Annotated in this window: 19 protein-coding genes and 1 pseudogene; 10 read left to right on the top strand and 10 right to left on the bottom strand. The window is 65.2% G+C overall.

Annotation, left to right across the window (positions count from 1 at the left end; genetic code table 11):
• Positions 1-34: 34 nt before the first annotated feature.
• A complete protein-coding gene (locus tag WAZ62_RS17960; RefSeq protein ID WP_422644910.1) occupies positions 35-1,213 on the top strand; it encodes an MFS transporter in 1,179 nt (392 codons plus the stop codon).
• Between the two features lie 105 nt (positions 1,214-1,318).
• On the top strand, positions 1,319-2,089 hold the full coding sequence (locus WAZ62_RS17955; RefSeq protein WP_422644909.1) for a FadR/GntR family transcriptional regulator: 771 nt from the start codon (positions 1,319-1,321) through the stop codon (positions 2,087-2,089).
• Here WAZ62_RS17955 and WAZ62_RS17950 read toward each other — a convergent pair.
• Complete coding sequence (locus WAZ62_RS17950; protein WP_422644908.1) at positions 2,055-3,122, bottom strand: SDR family oxidoreductase; 1,068 nt, start codon at positions 3,120-3,122, stop codon at positions 2,055-2,057. The genes WAZ62_RS17955 and WAZ62_RS17950 overlap by 35 nt on opposite strands.
• 30 nt (positions 3,123-3,152) lie before the next feature.
• Positions 3,153-4,511: an aspartate aminotransferase family protein gene (locus tag WAZ62_RS17945; RefSeq protein WP_422644907.1), complete on the bottom strand. Its 1,359-nt coding sequence runs from the start codon at positions 4,509-4,511 to the stop codon at positions 3,153-3,155.
• 407 nt (positions 4,512-4,918) lie between these two features.
• On the opposite strand from WAZ62_RS17945, the gene WAZ62_RS17940 reads away from it, so the two are divergent.
• The 5 genes from WAZ62_RS17940 to WAZ62_RS17920 are packed head-to-tail and all read left to right on the top strand — an operon-like array spanning position 4,919 to position 9,623.
• Positions 4,919-5,731, top strand: coding sequence for an ABC transporter ATP-binding protein (locus WAZ62_RS17940; protein WP_422644906.1), 813 nt, complete (start codon positions 4,919-4,921; stop codon positions 5,729-5,731).
• Positions 5,732-5,776: 45 nt separating this feature from the next.
• On the top strand, positions 5,777-6,934 hold the full coding sequence (locus WAZ62_RS17935; RefSeq protein WP_422644905.1) for an ABC transporter substrate-binding protein: 1,158 nt from the start codon (positions 5,777-5,779) through the stop codon (positions 6,932-6,934).
• Entirely contained in the window at positions 6,934-7,647 is a 714-nt protein-coding gene (locus WAZ62_RS17930; RefSeq protein ID WP_422644904.1) for an ABC transporter ATP-binding protein, read from the top strand. Before WAZ62_RS17935 ends, WAZ62_RS17930 begins: the two co-directional genes overlap by 1 nt.
• 18 nt (positions 7,648-7,665) lie before the next feature.
• Positions 7,666-8,565 carry a branched-chain amino acid ABC transporter permease gene (locus tag WAZ62_RS17925; protein ID WP_422644903.1) on the top strand — a complete coding sequence of 300 codons (900 nt, stop codon included), beginning with the start codon at positions 7,666-7,668 and terminating at the stop codon, positions 8,563-8,565.
• Complete coding sequence (locus WAZ62_RS17920) at positions 8,562-9,623, top strand: branched-chain amino acid ABC transporter permease (RefSeq protein ID WP_422644902.1); 1,062 nt, start codon at positions 8,562-8,564, stop codon at positions 9,621-9,623. The genes WAZ62_RS17925 and WAZ62_RS17920 overlap by 4 nt, the downstream gene beginning before the upstream one ends.
• 19 nt (positions 9,624-9,642) lie before the next feature.
• On the opposite strand, the gene WAZ62_RS17915 is transcribed toward WAZ62_RS17920, so the two are convergent.
• The gene (locus WAZ62_RS17915; RefSeq protein ID WP_422644901.1) at positions 9,643-10,374 is read right to left on the bottom strand and encodes a helix-turn-helix transcriptional regulator; all 732 of its coding nucleotides are present in this window, start codon (positions 10,372-10,374) and stop codon (positions 9,643-9,645) included.
• Positions 10,375-10,595: 221 nt separating this feature from the next.
• On the opposite strand from WAZ62_RS17915, the gene WAZ62_RS17910 reads away from it, so the two are divergent.
• A complete protein-coding gene (locus WAZ62_RS17910) occupies positions 10,596-11,498 on the top strand; it encodes a phytanoyl-CoA dioxygenase family protein (protein WP_422644900.1) in 903 nt (300 codons plus the stop codon).
• Between the two features lie 11 nt (positions 11,499-11,509).
• On the opposite strand, the gene WAZ62_RS17905 is transcribed toward WAZ62_RS17910, so the two are convergent.
• Entirely contained in the window at positions 11,510-12,244 is a 735-nt protein-coding gene (locus WAZ62_RS17905) for an MBL fold metallo-hydrolase (RefSeq protein ID WP_422644899.1), read from the bottom strand.
• A gap of 84 nt (positions 12,245-12,328) precedes the next feature.
• Between WAZ62_RS17905 and WAZ62_RS17900 the strand changes: the two genes are divergently transcribed.
• On the top strand, positions 12,329-13,546 hold the full coding sequence (locus tag WAZ62_RS17900) for an MFS transporter (RefSeq protein ID WP_422644898.1): 1,218 nt from the start codon (positions 12,329-12,331) through the stop codon (positions 13,544-13,546).
• Here the strand turns inward: WAZ62_RS17900 and WAZ62_RS17895 are convergent, their stop codons facing one another.
• From WAZ62_RS17895 to WAZ62_RS17885, 3 genes are read right to left on the bottom strand one after another with little or no spacing between them, the layout of a single operon-like run.
• A complete protein-coding gene (locus WAZ62_RS17895) occupies positions 13,547-14,173 on the bottom strand; it encodes a glutathione S-transferase family protein (protein WP_422644897.1) in 627 nt (208 codons plus the stop codon). It abuts the gene before it with no gap.
• Positions 14,170-14,814 (bottom strand): Rieske 2Fe-2S domain-containing protein, encoded by a 645-nt coding sequence (locus WAZ62_RS17890; protein WP_422644896.1) that lies wholly within the window; start codon positions 14,812-14,814, stop codon positions 14,170-14,172. Before WAZ62_RS17890 ends, WAZ62_RS17895 begins: the two co-directional genes overlap by 4 nt.
• The gene (locus WAZ62_RS17885) at positions 14,811-15,659 is read right to left on the bottom strand and encodes a hypothetical protein (RefSeq protein ID WP_422644895.1); all 849 of its coding nucleotides are present in this window, start codon (positions 15,657-15,659) and stop codon (positions 14,811-14,813) included. The genes WAZ62_RS17890 and WAZ62_RS17885 overlap by 4 nt, the downstream gene beginning before the upstream one ends.
• A 168-nt stretch (positions 15,660-15,827) precedes the next feature.
• Between WAZ62_RS17885 and WAZ62_RS17880 the strand changes: the two genes are divergently transcribed.
• Positions 15,828-16,517, top strand: coding sequence for a GntR family transcriptional regulator (locus WAZ62_RS17880; protein ID WP_109901449.1), 690 nt, complete (start codon positions 15,828-15,830; stop codon positions 16,515-16,517).
• 3 nt (positions 16,518-16,520) lie between these two features.
• Here WAZ62_RS17880 and WAZ62_RS17875 read toward each other — a convergent pair whose 3' ends face one another.
• From WAZ62_RS17875 to WAZ62_RS17865, 3 genes and pseudogenes are all read right to left on the bottom strand, one after another.
• Positions 16,521-17,447: an ABC transporter permease gene (locus WAZ62_RS17875; RefSeq protein WP_422644953.1), complete on the bottom strand. Its 927-nt coding sequence runs from the start codon at positions 17,445-17,447 to the stop codon at positions 16,521-16,523.
• Positions 17,447-18,514 carry an ABC transporter permease gene (locus tag WAZ62_RS17870; protein WP_422644894.1) on the bottom strand — a complete coding sequence of 356 codons (1,068 nt, stop codon included), beginning with the start codon at positions 18,512-18,514 and terminating at the stop codon, positions 17,447-17,449. The genes WAZ62_RS17875 and WAZ62_RS17870 overlap by 1 nt, the downstream gene beginning before the upstream one ends.
• Positions 18,507-19,015: pseudogene (locus WAZ62_RS17865) on the bottom strand (ABC transporter ATP-binding protein); the annotation flags it as partial. The gene WAZ62_RS17870 and the pseudogene WAZ62_RS17865, both read right to left, overlap by 8 nt.

Here is a 19,015-nt window from a genome sequence, read left to right as displayed (position 1 = left end):
CGAATTGTTCCAATCTGTGGCGTATGGGGTCTTCATGTCTCTACCATTGATCGCATTGGCGCTGGCGGCCTTCGGCATCGGCACGACGGAATTCGTCATCATGGGGTTGCTGCTCGATGTCTCGCGCGATCTGTCGGTCACGGTGCCGCAGGCGGGCATGCTGGTCTCGGGCTATGCCCTCGGTGTCGCGCTCGGCTCGCCTATTCTCGGCCTCCTGACGGCGCGAATGCCCCGGCGGCAGGTGTTGCTGGGCCTGATGGGGATTTTCATCGCCGGCAATTTTTATTGCGCCCTGGCCCCGGATTACGGGAGCCTGATGGCCGCGCGCATTCTCACCTCCTTCTGCCATGGCGCCTTCTTCGGCCTCGGCGCCGTCGTCGCCGGGGAGGTGGTGGCGCCGCATCGCCAGGCCAGCGCCATCGCCATGATGTTCGCCGGCCTCACCATCGCCAATATCCTGGGCGTGCCCTTCGGCACCGCCCTTGGCCAGGCCTTCGGCTGGCGCTCGACCTTCTATGCCGTCACCGGCATCGGCATTGTCGCCGCCATCGCGCTCTGGGCCTGGCTGCCGCATAATCTGACCGTCGTCACCGGCAGCCTGATGCGCGAGGTGCGCAGCCTCGCCCGGCTGCAGGTCTATCTCGCCATGCTGCTCTCCGTGCTGGCCTCGGCCAGCCTGTTCAGCGTGCTGACCTATATCGCCCCCATTCTCGAGCGGGTAACGAATGTGACGCCCCAGGTCGTCACCTATGTCCTGCTGATCTTCGGTGTCGGGCTGACGATCGGCAATTTCGTCGGCGGTCGCCTCGCGGATCGCAGCCTGATGCCGACGGTGGTGGGCGGCTTCGTCGCGGTCGCCGCCATTCTGACGGTCTTCGGCCTGGTCACCTCGATGTTCTGGCCGACGGTGGCGACGGTCTTCATCTGGGGCGGCACCGCCTTCGCCCTGATCTCCCCCTTGCAGCTCCGCGTGGTGCGCGAGGCGGTGGGGGCGCCCAATCTCGCCTCGATCCTCAATCAGGGGGCGTTCAACCTCGGCAATGCCAGTGGTGCCTGGTTTGGCGGCATCGCGATCACGGGGGGTGTCGGCTATGGCGATATCGCCTGGATCGGGGTCCTGCTGGCCCTGATCGCCCTTGGCGTCGCCCTGTGGTCCTGGCGCCTCGATTTCCGCAAGAGCCCGGCGCCGGTGCTGGCGACATCGCCGACGTGAGACGGGCTCAACATGCCGCGTGCAATGCTGGGGGACGATTTCCTATAATGGCGGCTGAAGTCACGGTTTCGTGAGGGCAGGGGGGCTGCCCGGGGAGGCGTCGAATTGCGGGAAGAGCTTATCGGGCCGATCAGCCAGCCGGCGGCCCATGAACTGGCGATGGAACAGATCAAGCGGTGCATCCAGCTCGGCCTGTTCCTGCCCGGCGAGAAGCTCCCCCCCGAACGCGTTCTGGCCGAGAGATTGTCCGTCTCGCGCTCGACGATCCGCGAGGCGGTGCGCCTGTTGCAGGACAGCGGCCTGATCGAGGTTCGGCGCGGCGCGACCGGCGGCCTCGTCGTCCGCGATTCCCAGGTCGAGGATCCGGTCGAGCTGCGCGCCTGGATCCGGCGCCAGCGCGCCCATCTGAACGAATTGATGGATTTCCGCCTGGTGATCGAAGGCGCGGCGGCGGAACTCGCCGCCTGCCGCCGGACGGACGATGACCTGGCCCGGCTCGAGGCGGCCATGCAGCGGATGGAACAGTCCAAGCTGTCGGACCTGAACCGGGTCGAAAGCGCCCAGGTCTTCAATGCCGCCGATACGGAATTTCACATGGAAATCGCCCTGGCCGCGCGCAATTCCATGCTGGCCAAGGCGGTCGAGGATATAAGGCGCGAGATGTTCCTGCCCTTCGGCGGCTATTTCATCCAGTCGCGCAGCGACGCCGATGTCTTCCACCGCAACATCTTCGATGCGATTTTCGATCGCGACGACGAGCGGGCGAAGGCGATGATGCAGCGTCACATCGACTCCACCAAGAAGGCGATCATCGCCTTCCTGGAGGATGATGCCGTGTTGCTCAGGGGATCACGCGACGCTCGCGCAGCCCCGTGAACAGGCGCTGAAACATCGCCTCGCTGTCGACCATGTCGTTGAAGCCGGCCAGGCGGATCTTGGTCATGCTGGAAATCACGTCGAAATCGCAGCGGAACACGAAGTCGCCGAAGCCCCAGGCGGCGATTTTTTCGTAAGGTATGTTCCGCAGACCATGCTTTTCGACGATGCGCTGCCACACCGGCGCCTTGTCGGCCATGAATTCGGTCAGGTTGATGGTCTGGACCCCGCCCACCTCCATGTCGAACATGCGGGCGAGGGCGGGCCACAGCTGATTCCAGCGGAACAGGTCGCCATTGGTCACATTGTAGGCCTCGCCACCCGTGGCGTTGCCGATCGCCCAGGCCGAGGCCGCGGCCAGCTGGCCGGCGTCGGTCACCTGCGCGAGGCGGGTGTAGCAATCCGCCGTGCCGGGGAATTTCAGCGGCAGGCCCAACTCCTTGCTGATCGCGGCATAGACCGCGAGCACGGTGACGAGGCTCATCGGACTGCCCACGGCGAAGCCGCAGACGACATCGGGCCGCAGCACGACATAATCCCACGACTGGCCCTGTGACGCTTCCTTCAGCCAGTCTTCCTGGTCGTAATAGAAGTTGGGCGGCATGTGCCTGGCGTCGGATTCCTTCGCCGGGGTCGGGAAGGCGCCGAGATGGACGCCGTAATATTTCGCGCCTTCGTAATGCACGACGCGCGACAATCCGGGGGAGGCGGCGGCGACCCCGGTCACCAGATTGCGCAAGAGGCCGAGATTGGCCGAAACCTGTTCGGCCGGGTCCTTTCGCTCCTGATAGGCGGCGTGGAAGATGCAGTCGACAGTGGTGAACTGCGCGAGGACTTCCCTGGACGAGACGGGATCGAGCAGATCGATCGGCACATAGCGTGCCTTGCTCTCGAAATCCGTGCCCCGGCGCGACAGGGCGATGATGTCCCAGTCGCCGCTTTCGGACAGATGATCGACCAGATTGCGGCCGATGACGCCAAGACCACCCGAGACGATCGCCGTGCGGCGACCGTCCTTGCTTGCTGCTGCCATGAATATTCTCTCGCCTGAAAAACCGCCCGATCAGGCGATATCATAATCCTTGGACACGGTGGTGATCGCCTGCTTGAAGGCGGCGATCGTGCGGTCGAAATCGGCGCGGGAGGCGATCAGGGCCGGCGCCACTTCGATCGCCGTGCCCGCCGCGCCGACCAGGATGCCGAGGCTGCGCATCTTGTCGGCGATGCCCTTGACCATCTTCGGATCGGGCAGCGCCTTGGTCTTGCGGTTGCTGGTGAAATCGATCGCGTGCCAGTGGCCGAGGCCGCGGATATCGCCGACCACCGGCAATTCGCCCAGCGCTTCGACGAGGCCGGCCTTGAAATAGACGCCGTTTTCCAGCGCCTTGGGGATCAGCCGCTCGCGTTGCTTGATCTCGATCACCGCATTGGCGGCGGCGGCGCAACCGGCATGGCCCGAGAAGGTATGGACATGGCGGAAATGCTCGATCGCGTCGGCGATGTCGGGCCTTGTGAGCACGGCGCCGATCGGGGCATAGCCGGCGGACAGGGCCTTCGCCATCGTGGTGATGTCGGGCATCAGGTCGAAATGTTCGGCGGCGAACCATTTGCCGGTCCGGCCGAAGCAGCAGATGACCTCGTCGATGATGAGGAGGACGCCGTATTTGTCGCAGATCTCGCGCACGCGCTGCCAATAGGCCTTGCTCGGCACCTGGGCGCCATTGGCCTGCATCAGCGGCTCGCCGATGAAGGCGGCGACCAGTTCCGGCCCCTCGTGAATGATCTGCTGCTCCAGATAATCGGCGCAGAACATCGCGTATTCTTCATCGCCCATGCCGAAGGGATTGCGATAGCAGGTCGGGTTCGGGATCTTCGAGACGCCGGGCATCCTTGGATCCGGCGTCTGGGCCACCGACAGGTGATCGGTCAGCGCCATCGCGCCCGCGGTCGCGCCGTGATAGGCGCTCCAGCGCGCGATGATCTTGTAGGCATGGGGCTTCTTGCCACTGCCGATCTGATACTGCTTGGCGATCTTCACCGCCGATTCGACGGCTTCCGAGCCGCCGGAGACGAAGAAGGCGCGCGACAGATTGGCCTCGGGCCGCAGCTCCGAAAGTGACTTGGCCAGTTGCACCATGGGCGCGGTCACCATGTTGACGGTGCCGGCGTAATGCATCTTGCAGAGCTGGTCGTAAACCGCCTTGGCGATTTCCTCGTTGCCATAACCGAGCGAATTGGCCCGCGTATAGGCGCTGATCATGTCGAGATAGTCGACGCCCGCGCCATCGGTGATGGTCATGCCCTTGCCCGAGGCGATGACCACCGGACCGTCGCGCTTCACGTCGGCGGCATCGATGATCGGGAAGATGCAGTGGTCGATCGCCTGGCTGGCCAGATCATTCTTGGGCAACGCTTTCAACACGGGCTTGTCCCTCCTCAGGGTCGACGAAAGAGCGGGGCGGCGGTTTTTCGCGTCATAGGTATGTTTGTGGGACCATTAACGCATGGGGCGAAATGCCAACTCTGGCCGGCTCGCCGAATTACGCTCGCCCTGACAATTGGATACCGCGGTATGGAGCCGGATAAGCCGTCAATGCGTCAATATTAAAATACCAGTATTGGCCTCCACCTTTTGGTGGAGGATCCACCAAAAGGTGGATTTCTGGAGAATTACGACAATATTCATCCTTAAGGTTAACCGTTCTGGGCGGAATTCGGCGCCCAATTCATGAAACAACTGTGGCGGAGGGATTGACACCCGTTCGGTAATGGTCTGACAATCAGGCCAATGACGGAGGGCGCAGGCCCATCTGGCGTGAGGTACAGGCGTTGAAAGCACTTCGTAAGGCGGATGTCGCCGAACAGGCATCGGAAGGCCCGGAGCAACCGCCCCTGGCTGTCGTCGACCGGGGGACCGGGCTTTTTGTCGACAATGTCACCAAGCAGTTCGGCGGCGTCTACGCCGTGCGGGACGTGACCCTGGCCTGCGAAGTTGGCCAGATCGTCGGTCTGATCGGCCCCAATGGCGCCGGCAAGACGACCCTGATGAACCTGATTTCCGGCACGCTGACGCCTTCGGCCGGCAATGTCTATCTGGGCGGCGTGCCGCTGGGCGCGACCTCGCCCGAGACCTGCGCCGAGGCGGGCATCGCCCGCACCTTCCAGAACATCCGCCTGTTCAAGCGCCTGACCGTGCGCGAAAACGTCGAGGTCGCTTCGATCACCTTCCGCCGCCTGAAGCGGGAAGGGGTGGCGGCGCCGAATGTCGATGAAATCCTCGACCTGCTCGGCCTCTCGGCCATGGCCGATCTGAAGGCGGGGCATCTGCCCTATGGTCATCAGCGCCGCGTGGAAATCGCCCGCGCCCTCGCGTTGGCGCCGCGCATCATCCTGCTGGACGAGCCGGCCGCCGGCATGAACGAACAGGAATCCCACGCGCTGATCAGCTCGGTGCGGATGATCCGCGACCGTTTCGGCTGCGGTGTCGTCGTCATCGAACACGATCTCAAGTTCATCATGGAAGTCAGCGAGTTGCTCTACGTCATGCATCTCGGCGCCGTCATCGTCAGCGGCCCGCCCGAAGAGGTGCGCCATGACGAGCGGGTGATCGAAGTCTATCTCGGGCGCAAGGCGCGCAAGTAACAAGGGTTGTCATCCACCTTCCTGGGGCTAACAAGGGGTTCGGTCATGAAACGGTATTGTGTACTCACGCTGGCGACATCGCTGGGCCTTGCGAGCCTCTCGCCGCTTTCGGCACAGGCCGCCGATGACATCATCATCGGTTACGCCGCCGCGGTGACGGGCATGTACGCGCCCTATGACAGCGTCGATGGCGCCCAGTGCGAGATCGACCGCATCAACGAGAAGGGCGGCGTGCTCGGCCGCAAGCTGCGCCTCGAGGCCCGCGACATGAAATCGGACGCGGTCATGGCCGCGACCGCCGGGCAGGAGCTGATCGACATGGGCGCGACGGCGATCCTGTCGCCGCCGTCCGACGATACCTCGATCCCGATCGCGGCGCTCGCGCTGCCGCACGGCATTCCGGTGCTTTCCGTCGCCTCGACCCAGGTCCAGTTCCCGGCGGCGAGCCCGGAGAATGCCTATCTCGTGCCCTACGGCGACAATCTCTCGGCCGGTGCCGCCGCCGAATATGCCATCAAGCAGGGCTACAAGAACGCCGTGCTGATGATCACCCGCGACATCGGCTCCTATGGTCTCGCGACGCCGGAATATTTCGGCGTGGCGTTCGAGCATCTGGGCGGCAAGGTGCTGAAGCGCATCAACTACAACACCGGCCTGTCGGATTATCGCGCCCAGCTGGCCGAGATCCAGGCCATGGATCCGAAGCCCGACGTCATCTTCGGCGGTTTCATCACCCCGGACGGCGCCGTCTTCCCGCGCCAGTTCATGGCGGCCGGCCTCGACAAGATCACCTTCATGGGCACCGACGGCTATGACGACCCGGGCATTCTCGAGATCGCCGGCGAGAGCGCCAAGATGATCAAGTTCGTGACCCACGGCTTCCCGGCCCCGGGTTCCGCGCTCGAGGAATTCTACGCCGACTGCACCAAGCGCGGTTACAAGATCCAGAACATCTTCTTCGGCCTTGCCGGCGAATCCATCCTGGTGATCAAGACCGCGATCGAGGCGGCGGGCAGTGCCGATCCGGCCGCCGTCAATGCCGCGATCAAGGAAATCAAGGACATGAAAGGTATCACCACCGACTCGATCACCTACAAGGATCGCGGTGGCGTGCCGATCAAGCGCATGGCGGTGGTCGAAGTGGTGAACGGCAAGTTCTCCAAGATCCAGGACATCCTGCCTGAATACGTGCCGGCGCCCTGATGCTGGAGCTGTCGAACATCACCGTCCAATACGGTGTCGTGAAGGCGGTGCGGGGCGTCAGCCTCCGGGTCGAGAAGGGGGAGATCGTCTCCCTTCTCGGCCCCAATGGGGCGGGCAAGTCCAGCCTCGTGTCGGCGGCGGTGGGCATCCTGCCCGTCGCCGGTGGCACCATCCGCTTCGAGGGCACCGACATCACGAAGAAGCCGGCGGAAGCGGTGGTCGCCATGGGCCTGACCCTGACCCCCGAGGGGCGCCGCGTCTTCGCCGACCTTTCCGTCGCCGAGAATCTTCACCTCGGCGCCGCCACCCGCAAGGACCGCGACGGTGTCGCCGCCGATATCGAGAAATATCTGAAGATGTTCCCGATCCTCGGCGAGCGTTACCACCAGACCGCCAAGACCCTGTCGGGTGGCGAGCAGCAGATGCTGGCGATCGCCCGGTCGCTGATGTCGCGCCCGAGGCTCCTGATGCTGGACGAGCCGTCGCTCGGTCTTGCGCCGCGCATCGTCGACCGTATCTTCGAGCTGATGCTGGACCTGAAGCGCGACGGCCTGACCATGCTCGTCGTGGAGCAGAACGCCACCGATGCCCTCAGCATCTCCGATCGCGGCTATATCCTGGCCAGCGGCGCCCTCGTCTATGAAGGCGACGCCAAGGTGATGGTCGATTCCGAAGACCTCATGGAAGCCTATCTCGGCTCCGGGGTTCATTGACGGGAGCGCGGATACACCATGGAATATTTCATCCAGCAATTGGTGAACGCGCTCAGCGTCGGCAGCGAATATGCGTTGCTGGCCCTTGGCCTCGCCATCGTCTTTTCGATCATCGGCCTCGTCAATTTCGCCCATGGCGAATTGATCACCGTCGCCGGCTACGCCATGTTCTTCGCCGCGACGACCTGGCTGCCCAATCCCTGGATGGCCCTGCCCATCGGCATCGGTGGCGCGGCCCTCGCCGCCATCATCTTCGAGAAGGTGGCGTTCCGGGCGATCCGCAACGCTTCGACCAACACAGGCATATTGACCGCCTTCGGCGTCTCGATCGTCGTCCAGAACATCTTCGTGATTTTCGTCGCGACCCGGCCAAAGCCGGTGCAGACCCCGGCCTTCCTGTCGTCGATGATCGAGATCGGCTCGCTCACCGTGCCGACATTGCAGGTGCTGGAAACCGTGGTGACCGCCATCGCCATCGCCACCCTGCTGATCATCCTGAAGAAGACGACGATCGGCATGGCCATGCGCGCCGCGTCCAAGGATTTCATGGCGGTTCGCCTGATGGGCATCAAGGCCAACTGGGTGATCCAGTCCGCCTTCATCATCTCGGGGCTTCTGGCGGGCATCGCCGCCGTCTTCATCATCAGCCGGCGCGGCGCCGTCGATCCCTTCATGGGCTCGGTTCCCGTGCTGAAGGCCTTCGTCGCCTGCGTGCTGGGCGGCCTTGGCTCGCTGCAGGGCGCCGTGATCGGGGGCGTCGCCCTCGGCGTCTTCGAGGTGTTGCTGCAGGTTACCCTGCCGCAGGAAATCACCGCCTATCGCGATGCCATCGTCTTCGGTGTCGTCGGCCTCGTTCTCGTGGCTTTTCCGCAGGGGCTTCTCGGCCGGAAAGTCGAATTGGGAGACAAGGAAGCATGAACCATCTGCTCCGCACCGCCGCCAATTCGGCCCTGCCCATCCTGGTCCTGACCATTGCCGGCACGCTGATCTATTTCTTCGCCGAAGCCTATCAGGTCCGCATCGCCTATACGTTCTTCATGAACCTGGTCGTCGCCATCGGCCTTCAGGTGTTCATGGGCAATTCGGGCGTGGTCAGTTTCGGCCATGTCTCCTTCATGGGCATTTCCGCCTATGTCGTCGCGATCCTGACCATTCCGCTCGCGCTCAAGAAGTCGCAGATCCCGGATGCGCCCTTCGGCCTCGGCTTGGTGCAGTTCGATATCGTCTCGGCGATCCTGATCGCGCTCGCGGTGACCGTGGCCTTCGCCTGGGTTTCAGGCCTGCTGATCAAGCGGGTGTCGGGTGCCGCCGGTGAAATCCTCACGCTGGCCGTGCTGGTCATCTGCTATGTCGTGTTCAACGCCTGGATCGACCTGACGCGGGGGCCGCGTTCCCTCTACGGCATTCCGATCGCCTCCAGCCTGCCCTGGGCCATGCTGGCCAGCGCCGTCGTCATCTTCATCGCCAAATATTTCCGGGATTCCGAGGACGGGCTGCAACTGCGGGCCTCGAGCGAGAACATGCTGGCCGCCCGCTCCATGGGTGTCCGGGTCGAGCGGCTGCGCCTCAAGGCCTGGGTCCTGTCGGGTTTCCTCGTCGGCATCGGCGGCGTGCTGCACGCCACCTATCTCGGCACCATCGGCCCCAACAGCTACTACTTCACCCAGACCTTCCTGATCATGGCCATGGTCATCCTGGGCGGGATGCGTTCGGTTTCGGGTGTCATCGTCGGCACGGCGTTGATCTCCATCGGCTCCGAAATCGCGCGGACGCTGGAAAATGGTCCCATGGTGCTGGGCCTGAAGCTGCCGACCATGTTCGGCCTGACCGGCTTCTTCCTCGGCGCGGTCATCGTGCTGTGCATGACCTTGCGCCGCGACGGCATCCTGGGCGACGACGAATTCGAGGATATCGTCCGCAACCGAAGGGCGACCAAGGCGGCCGAGGCCGCCGCGGCGGCAACCCAGACCGCTTGAGGGCGAGGGCGGGTCGGTGTCAGATCCCGCGCAGACCGATCCTGTCGGCCCCGGCATCGATGCCGAGGCCGGCGGTCATCGCGGCGATGCCGGCCCGGTTCTCGGCCGCCAGTTTGGACAGAATGGCGAGGACATAGGTCTTCACCGTGGCGACACCGATGTTCAGCATCTCGGCGATATCGGTGTTGCTGGCGCCGGCACCGATCAGCGCCGCCACCTGGATCTCCCGGGGGGACAGGCGGTAACGGTCGCGCAGGTCCATGCGCAGGCGGCGGGCCCGCAGGCGCGGATGAAGGCTGAGGCTGAACTCGAAATACTGGTGCATGGCGCCGAGGTTGAGGCGCAGCAGATCGACGGGATTGTCCTGTGCCCGGGGCAGAAGACCGATGCCGGCGATCGGCGCGCCCTCGTGCCAGAAGACGAAATCGATATTGTCGACGATGCCGTAACCGCCGAGGAAATGCCGATAGGCATCGCCCTGGTCGGTGGAGACATTCTGCCATTCCTCCGACAGGCGGGCGATGCGCTTGCCCTGGCTCGATATCCGGCTGACCAGCAAGGGGTCGAGCTGCCTCATGCCCGCCATGTAGCGGTGCATGAAATCGCCCGGCGCCCCGTCGGCCCGGAAATCGGTCATCTCCGACGTCTCGTCCACCCAGTAGAAGACGACCGACGAGATCGCGAAACTGCGATGCACGAAGAGCATCATCTGCTCGATCGGGGCATCGCCGTTGACCTGCTGCTGAGCCATGACCCTAACCTCCTGCCGGAGCGGAAAGTGTGCTGCGCTGCAACCAGATGGTCAGAGTAGGGCCGGGCGCGGCTTTTGTGAACGGCTTTCGCAGCCCGCCACCCGGGAAGCCTTCGGGGTGGACGCAAATAAATCGGGCGCATCCACCTTCGGATGGATACCGCGCCTTTGTCGACAAGGCCTAGTATCGTGAAGTCGCTTTATTGGCCGGGAGAAAGTCCATGTCCCTGATTCATCTGCCATCCGATGCAAAGCCTGAAGACATCGCCAGGACGATGAAGGAAAATGGCTATTGTATCGTCGATGAACTGGCGCCCAGTTCGCTGATGGACCGAATCTCCGCCGAAATGGCGCCTTATGTCGACAATTCGATGTATGGGCTCGACAATTTCCTTGGTCTGCAAACCAAGCGGACCGGGGCGCTTATCGCCCGCTCGCCGGCCGCGCGCGAATTGATCATGCTGCCGACCGTGACCGGCACCGCCGGATTGGTGCTGGCGAATGCCTCGACCTTCCGCCTGCACCTGACCCAGATCATCAGCGTCTATCCCGGCTCGCCCGCGCAGAAACTGCATCAGGATGAAGTTGCCTGGGATTTCTTCCCGTTCCCGCTCGATTACGAAATCCAGTGCAACCTGCTCTGGGCCCTGACCGATTACACCGAGGAGATGGGCGCGACCCGCGTCGTGCCCGGTAGCCATCTGTCGACCCGCAAGAAATATTCGATCGAGGATTCGGTGCCGGCGGTGATGAAGCGCGGCTCCGCCCTGTTCTATACCGGCAAGATCTTTCACGGCGCGGGCGAGAACAAGTCGGACAAACTGCGTCAGGCCATCAACATCACCTATGCCGTGGGCTGGGTGCGCCAGGAAGAGAACCAGTATCTCTCCACCCCGATCGAGATTGCCCGCACCCTGCCGGACGATCTCCTCAAGGTCATGGGCTATCAGCTCGGCTGCTTCTCGATGGGTTATATGCGCGATGGCGAAGACCCGATGACTGCGATCCGCGAGCCGGACAAGCGGGTGCCCTATAATGTCGGCATTCTGGCCGAGACGACGAAGAAGCGCACCCAGCTCGCCGGCTTCATGAATGATATCGAAATGATCGAACCGGGAGAGTAAGTCGGGCGCGGTCAGCCCTCGGCCTCGTAGCGGCGCAGCCAGTCCTCGATGATCTGTCGATGACGCGCGCCGCCATAGGACGGGAAATGACCGCCATGAACGACACTGACCGGCAGGGTCAGCAGATGCCGCAGGGAAGCGGCATAGGCCCCGCGGTCGATGCCTTCGCCTTCGTCGATCAGCGGGCCGTCGTAGACGATATCTCCGGATATCAGGACACCGGTCGCCGCCTCGAAGAGGGCGATGCCGCCCGGTGAGTGGCCGGGCGTGTGGATCACGGTGAATTGCCGGTCACCGAGATCGATCACGTCGCCGTCCCCGATCAATCCGGGGGCGGCGACACCTTTGACGTTATAGGCCCGGCTCTCGTAAGGCGCGGGCGGCAGGCCGGTGAAGATGTCGTCGGAAACGAAGGGCTCGATCAGCGTATTGACCCTTGTCGGGTGGCGCAGGATCTTCGCCTCGGCCGCATGAACCAGGCATTGGCCGAATTCGTGATGGCAGCCGATATGATCGAAATGGGTGTGGCTGGCGACGGCGACGCAGGTCTTTTCCGTGACCAGCGGCACATGGGCGCGCAGCGAGACGACACCCATGCCGGAATCGACCAGAAGATCGCGCTCCCGGCCCCGGACATGCCATATGTTGCAGCGATAGAACGGCACGATGAAGGGCTCGTCGATCAGGCTGATATCATCCGCCAGACGCTGCACGCGATACCAGTCCCCGGGGGCGATCCTGTCCATCTTCACCTCTCATGACGACGATAGCATGGTGCTCTGAACAGCGGGCAGGGGACAAATGGTGGGTCTTGTCGCATCATTCCGGCCATGATGATGACCGCGCCCCAATCCCCCGCCACGCCGACCTCCGCCCGCCTTGGCCTCGGCTTTTCCAGCGTGGCCCATAGTTTCTCGCATCTCTTCACCCTGCTCTACGCGACGGTGGTGTTGTCGATCGAGAAGGACTGGGGGCTTGGCTACGACGTGCTGGCCTTCGCCTCGATCCCGCTGTTCCTGATGTTCGGCCTCGGCGCCGTGCCGGCCGGGTGGCTCGGCGACCGCTGGAGCGCGCCGGGCATGATCGCGGTGTTCTTCCTCGGCCTTGGCGCCTCGTCGATCCTGACCGGCCTTGCGCAAGGATTGACCGGCATCACCGTGGGGCTGACGCTGATCGGGCTTTTCGCCTCGATCTATCATCCGGTCGGCATCGCCTGGCTGGTGCGGGTCTCGACCAACCGGGGCCGGGCGCTGGGGATCAACGGGATTTTCGGCTCGCTCGGCACGGCGGCGGCGGCTGTCCTCGCCGGCTTCCTCGCCGATCGTTTCGGCTGGCGCTCGGCCTTCATCGTGCCGGGCATTGTTTCCCTGATCGTCGGTGTCTGGTTCTCGGTGCTGATCCGCATGGGCCGCGTCGTCGATCCGCCCCATGACCTAGCGCCGAGCGCGCCGCCTAGCCGGGGCGACGTCCGCCGGGCGTTCTGGGTGCTGTCGGTCACCATGCTGATGAGCGGGCTGATCTTCCAGGCGACCTCGGTCGGCCTGCCGAAACTCTTCGAGGAGCGGGCAGGGGGCCTTGTCGACAGCACTTTCGGCATCGGGCTTCTGGTGTCCGTCGTCTATCTGGTTTCCGCCCTCACGCAGTATATCGGCGGCGAGCTGGCGGATCGCTTCTCGCCCCGCGTCGTTTACCTGTCGGCCCAGCTCGTGCAGATCCCCTTCATCCTGCTGGCGGTCTCGCTTTCGGGCTCGGCGCTGGTTGGCGTTGCCGTGCTCATGGTCTCGGGCAATGTCGTCGGCCAGCCGGCGGAGAATTCGCTGCTCGCCCGCTATACGCCGCCGGCCTGGCGCGGCCGGGCCTTCGGGGCGAAATTCGTCCTGACGCTGGGCGTCTCGTCCCTGGGGGTCAGCCTTGTGCCGCTGATCCACCGCATGACCGGCTCGCTCGACGGGTTGCTGGTCGCCCTTGCCCTGTTCGCCGGGATTAGCGCCGCCTTCTGCCTGCTGCTGCCGGTCGAGGGCCGCGCCGTCGCTTCCCCGGCGGAATGATCAGGCGCCGAACACCCCGGGCATGACGACGAAGCCCGGCAGACGCCGCACCCGGTCGAGCCAGCGGCGGATGGCGGGATAGTCGATCAGGGGAATATCGCCTTCCTCCGCCAGCACGATGTGCGGGAAGCAGGCGATATCGGCGATGCTGGGCCGGGGACCGGGACACAGCCAATCGTCCCCCGCCATCTCACCGAACCACAGACGTTCGTCGATCACGCGCAACAGGCGCTTCGCTTCCGCCCGCGCCGCCGCGCCATCGAGGGGCAGCATCATGCCGTCGGCAAGGCGAACCGCCCCGGCCGAAGCCGCCAGCCGCGCCGCCAGCGCCAGCCCGTCGCCGATCCGGCCCCATTGCGCGGCATCGCCCGCCGGATACCAATCGGCCCCGCCATGGCGGGCGGCGAGATAGGTCAGGATGCCGGCAACCTCGGTCAGCACGAGATCACCCTCGACCAGGACGGGCAGGCTGGCCAGCGGGTTCAGGGCGCGGAACGCCTCCCCCTCGTGCTCCCGCGCCGGGTAATATTCGACGGGCACCAGGCTGTAGTCCTGCCCTAGCAGGGCCAGGAACAGGCGGACGGCATAGCCTTCGGCCGAGAGGTTGTAATCGTGCAGCGTGATCATGGCCGGGCCTCCCACTGGCGGCGGCGGGTTTCCATCAGCCGGGCCATGTGCCGTTGCAGCGGCAGGGCTTCCGCCGCGGTGACGGCCAGGCCGTGGACGACGCAGGTCTTATCCGTCGCCGGCTGGATCAGCAGATGGATCGAGGCGCCGTCTTGCGTCTCGGTGAAGTGAAGCGGCGCGGCGGCGGCAAGACCCGCCTCGACGAGGGCGGCGGCGACGGCTTCGGCCGGCCGGCTGACCGGCAGGGCGCGCAGCGGGATGGTGTCTTCCGGCAGCGCGGGCAGGGTCGGTGCCTCATCGCCGAGCGCGACGAAGACCAGTCCGCCCGCCTCGGCGACGGGAAAGCGCCGCGCGCAGAGCGTCGCCGGGATCGGCCCTTCGGGATGGGCGGGGATATGGCTGCAGGCGCCGCCGCCGCTTTCATAGCGCCAGCCATGGTAACGGCACATCAGCCGGTCGCCCAGATTGACCCCGAGCGAGAGGCGGACGCCCCGATGCGGGCAGCGGTTTTCCCAGGCGTTCACCGTGCCGTCATCCGCCCGCCACAGGGCGATCTCCTGTCCCGACAAGCAGGCCTGGAAGACATGGCGGGCGACGAGGTCGCGGGACGAGGCGACGGGTTGGTAGCCGGCGCCGCTCACGACAGCACCCCATAGGTGGTGCCGAGCTGGCGCAGCCAGCGGCGATAGGCGATGGAGGCCTTGTCGGCCCGCACCGGGGAGTCCGCCCTTGGATAGAGCGGCAGGCGGCGCGGCATCTGGTTCTCGAGGATCGGCTTGTCCTGCACGAAGATCTGCTGCTGAAAACGGCGAAGCGCGGGCAGGGGCGTATCGTCGTCGAGGATGAACAGGGCGAGGTTGGCGATGATCTCCTCCTCCCCGCAGGGCTGGATGAAGAGGGCGATCACATCCATCCGCCCGGGCTTCACCGGACTGTCCTTGTAAAGGACGGCGCACCAGGGATGCGGCACCCGGTAGCGATAGGAGACCTCGGCCCCGCCGGTCGAGGCGGCGGCCGCCTTCGGCTGGTAGAACAGGCAATTGCTGGCCACCACCTCGCGCCCGTCGGCGCTGATGGCGACATCGTAATCCTTCACGTCCGGATGGTCTTCCTCGCCGAGGATGCCGGTATGGACGAAGGGGAAATGCGCCATGTCGAGGAAATTCTCGATCGCGCGGGGCGGCGAGGTACGGACGCCGAAGCTGCAACCGTTCAGGTTGCGCCGATCCGCTTCGGCATATTCCGGCAGCTCGAACAGCGGCCCGGGCGTGCCGAGCGACGTCCAGACATAACCATAGGCGATCTGGGCCGGCAGTGGCGTCCCGTCGCCAAGGCGAACGTCGGCCCCGGCACCCCGGCGGGCGACCGTGATGGCCCTGCCCAGCAGCCGCGTCGTGCGGGGGCCATCGGTCGGCAATTCGTCGTGACAGCCGACGACATGCCAGCGGTTCCATGTATCGGGGTCGATCCCGCCTGTCTCGATCATCTCGGGTTCCATCGCAATATTGGGATCCAATATATAATAAATTGGATTCCAAAATCGAGATTCAATTACGCTGAATCGATCACTTTGGTTTGCCAATCCCCTTGAACGGACCCGTCATTCCTGCGATCAAGGGGCCATGTCCGCAAGCAGCAGGATTTCATCGCCGCCATGAGCAGCCGGTCCGGCGAGATCGCCACGATCCTCACCCGCGCCATCATGGGCCAGCGCCTGACGCCCGGCGCCAAACTGGGAGAGCGCGAGCTGGCCGAGGCGCTGGGTGTCAGCCGCATCGTCGTCCGTCAGGCGCTGATCCGCATGGCCGAGGACGGCCTCGTGACGATCGAACGCAACCGGGGCGCCTTCGTCTCCCGCCTCAGCCTGCAGGAAACCTTGCAGATCTACGAGGCGATGACGGTGATCGAGCAGGGCGCCGCCGCGCTCGCGGTAACCCGGGTCGGCACCACGGCCTGGGCCGCCATCCGCCGTCAGGCCGAATTGCAGCGGCAGGCGGCGCATGACAGCAACCACGGGCTTTCCGATCACCTCGGCATCGGCTTTCACTTCGACCTCGTCCGTCTCGCGGGCAATCGCGTGCTCGAGGACATGCATGCCCAGTTGACCCGAAGGGTTACGCTGCTGCATTCGATCTACCGCTCCGAATTCGACCAATGCGCCCTGGCCGACGATCACCTGCGCATCCTCGACCTGATCGAGAAGCGCCAGCTGAAGAAGGCGCAGGACCTGATCGCCGAGCACAACCGCGTCATCGTCAAGGGCTTCTTCCTCGAGGAGAGCGAGGCGAAGCGGCCTCTGCCCCTCGCCGAGGCCATCGCGCCCTTTCTCGCGACTCCGGCCTGACCGTCAGCGCCGGTCCTGCCGCAGGAACGGCAGGCCGAGGCTGGCCGGCTCCGCGCTTCGGCCCCGGTGAAGCAGGGCGGGTACGGCGAGGACGGCGATGGTCAGGAGATAGGGCATCATCATCATCAGATAGGCCGGAACGTCGGCCCCGATCGCCTGCAGGCGCGGCGTCAGGGCATCGGCGCCACCGAAGATCAGCGCGCCGAGGATGGCGCGCGGCGGGCTCCAGCGCGCGAAGATGACGAGACCGATGGCGATCCAGCCCCGGCCCGCCACCATGCCCTCGACCCAGACCTGCGAGGCGACGACCGAGAGATAGGCCCCGGCCAGACCGCAGGCCGCGCCCGAGACCACGACCGCCGCCATCTGCGTCAGCTGGACGTCGACGCCGGCGACATCGGCCGCGCCCGGGTCCTCGCCCGTGGCGCGCAGGCGTAGGCCGGACCTCGTCCGCATCAGGTAGAACCAGCCGAGCAGGGCCAGCGCCACGGCGATATAGACGAAGGGATCCTGGGCGAAGAGGATCGGCCCCACCACCGGCAGGTCGGAAATGCCGGGAATGGCCAGTTTGGCGACGCCGGTCACCGTCGTATGGACATAGGGCTTGCCGATCAGCCCCGCCGCGCCAAGGCCGATGGCGACGGCGGCAAGGCCGGCCAGGATCTGGTCGGCGCGCAGCACGACGACGGCAAGGCCGAAGACGAGGCCGAGCAGGGCACCCGCGCCGATGCCGGCCAGAATGCCGGCCCCGGGGTTGCCGGTGGTCAGGGTGACGGCGACCGCCGCCATGGCCCCGACCGCCATCATGCCTTCGGCGCCGAGGTTGAGGACGCCCGCCCGCTCGCTGATGATGAGGCCGATGCAGGCGAGCAGGATCGGCGTGGCGAAGGTCGGCGTCGAGGCCAGCCAGGTGACGAGGAACTCCAGCATCACGCCACCCCCCGCCGCGCGACCGACAGCCGATAGGTCGAGAAGAATTGCGCCGACAGGAGCGAGATCAGCACGATACCCTGGATCAGCACCACGACAGCGTCCGACAAGCCATAGAAGACCTTCAGCGACGAGCCCGCCGTGAACATGCCGCCGACGCCGAAGGCGGCGACGATGACGCCCAGCGGATGGGTGCGCGCGAGGAAGCCGATGGTGATGCCGCTGAAGGTATAATTATTGCCGAGATATTGGGTCAGACGGAATTCCGTGCCGGCGACGATCACCCCGCCGGCAAGCCCGGCCAGCGCGCCCGACAGCAGCACCATGAGAGTAATGGTCGCCGTCACCGGCAGGCCGGCGGCCCGCGCCGTCGTGGGATTGAGGCCGATGGCCCTTGCCTGCAGGCCGATGCGACTGCGGTCGATGAAGACATAGGCAAGAAGGGCGATGGCGACGGCGAGCGCGGTGCCCATGCCGACATTGCCCCAGCCGAAGCGGGCGAGTTGTTCCGCCGGCCCCATCTGGGGCGAGACCGGAAAGCCGTTGTTCGGATCCTTCCAGGCACCGAACAGCAGATGCTGGACGCAGAGGAAACCGACATTGGACAGAAGCAGGGTCAGCACCGTCTCGGAAACGCCGAAGCGGGTCTTGAGGACGAGCGGCGGCACGATCCACAGGGCGCCGGCGGCCAGCGCCGCCAGCATCATCAGCCAGACGCGGATCGCCTCCGGCCCGATGTCGAGGATGCCGACGGCGGCGGCGGCGATGGCGCCCAGCCACAACTGGCCTTCGATCCCGATGTTCCAGAAGCGCACCCGCGTCGCCAGCGCCGAACACAGACCGACGAGGATCAGGGGCGCGGCGGCGGTCACGGTCTGGGCGAGGCCGTCCGACGACAGGAAGACCTGCACGACGAGTTCGTCGATCAGGCTTTCCGCCGGAACGCCCGCCGCGACCAGCAGCACGCAGGACAGCGCAAGGCCGAAGCCGAGGCCGCCGAGGAAAGTGGCGGTCCGCGCCGTCCAGGGCACATCCTGGCGGCGGACGAGGGTGATCCGGTCAAACATGGCCCATCATCAACATGCCGATGCGCTCGGCATCGGCTTCCTGCATGGAAAGTTCGCCCGTGATGCGGCCGGCGCAAATGACCGCGATGCGGGTGGACAGGGTAAGGATTTCTTCCAGATCCTCGCTGATCAGCAGACAGGCGGCGCCCCGTGCGGCCGAGGCGCGGATCGTGTCATGCACGAAGTCGCAGGCCTTGACGTCGAGGCCGCGGGTGGGCGAATGGGCGACCAGCACCGACAGGTGATCGTCGATCTCCCGCGCCAGGATCAGCTTCTGGGCATTGCCGCCGGACAGCAGCCGGCTGATGCGTCCGGGCGCCGCGCCCGCGATGGCGAAACGGTTGATCGCCTCGGCCGCGCGCTGGCGCATCACCCCCGGCCGCAGCAGGAAGCCGCGATTGAGGGCGGGACTGTCGAGCGCGGTCAGGCACAGGTTCTCGGCGATCGTCAGGTCGCCGACCAGGCCGCTGGCGAAACGGTCGGACGGGATGGTGCGAAGCC

This window comes from Zavarzinia sp., assembly GCF_049306435.1.
Classification (GTDB): Bacteria; Pseudomonadota; Alphaproteobacteria; order Zavarziniales; family Zavarziniaceae; genus Zavarzinia.
The sequence above is the reverse complement of the archived record's forward strand: the minus strand, read 5'-3'. Positions and strand labels throughout refer to the sequence as shown.

Bases quoted from the DNA above. Each gene is read 5' to 3' on its own strand.
- WAZ62_RS17960 (WP_422644910.1), top strand. From the start codon at position 35: ATGTCTCTACCATTGATCGCATTGGCGCTGGCGGCCTTCGGCATCGGC.
- WAZ62_RS17950 (WP_422644908.1), bottom strand. From the start codon at position 3,122: ATGGCAGCAGCAAGCAAGGACGGTCGCCGCACGGCGATCGTCTCGGGT.
- WAZ62_RS17935 (WP_422644905.1), top strand. From the start codon at position 5,777: ATGAAACGGTATTGTGTACTCACGCTGGCGACATCGCTGGGCCTTGCG.
- WAZ62_RS17930 (WP_422644904.1), top strand. From the start codon at position 6,934: ATGCTGGAGCTGTCGAACATCACCGTCCAATACGGTGTCGTGAAGGCG.
- WAZ62_RS17925 (WP_422644903.1), top strand. From the start codon at position 7,666: ATGGAATATTTCATCCAGCAATTGGTGAACGCGCTCAGCGTCGGCAGC.
- WAZ62_RS17920 (WP_422644902.1), top strand. From the start codon at position 8,562: ATGAACCATCTGCTCCGCACCGCCGCCAATTCGGCCCTGCCCATCCTG.
- WAZ62_RS17915 (WP_422644901.1), bottom strand. From the start codon at position 10,374: ATGGCTCAGCAGCAGGTCAACGGCGATGCCCCGATCGAGCAGATGATG.
- WAZ62_RS17910 (WP_422644900.1), top strand. From the start codon at position 10,596: ATGTCCCTGATTCATCTGCCATCCGATGCAAAGCCTGAAGACATCGCC.
- WAZ62_RS17905 (WP_422644899.1), bottom strand. From the start codon at position 12,244: ATGGACAGGATCGCCCCCGGGGACTGGTATCGCGTGCAGCGTCTGGCG.
- WAZ62_RS17900 (WP_422644898.1), top strand. From the start codon at position 12,329: ATGATGATGACCGCGCCCCAATCCCCCGCCACGCCGACCTCCGCCCGC.
- WAZ62_RS17895 (WP_422644897.1), bottom strand. From the start codon at position 14,173: ATGATCACGCTGCACGATTACAACCTCTCGGCCGAAGGCTATGCCGTC.
- WAZ62_RS17885 (WP_422644895.1), bottom strand. From the start codon at position 15,659: ATGATCGAGACAGGCGGGATCGACCCCGATACATGGAACCGCTGGCAT.
- WAZ62_RS17880 (WP_109901449.1), top strand. From the start codon at position 15,828: ATGAGCAGCCGGTCCGGCGAGATCGCCACGATCCTCACCCGCGCCATC.
- WAZ62_RS17875 (WP_422644953.1), bottom strand. From the start codon at position 17,447: ATGCTGGAGTTCCTCGTCACCTGGCTGGCCTCGACGCCGACCTTCGCC.
- WAZ62_RS17870 (WP_422644894.1), bottom strand. From the start codon at position 18,514: ATGTTTGACCGGATCACCCTCGTCCGCCGCCAGGATGTGCCCTGGACG.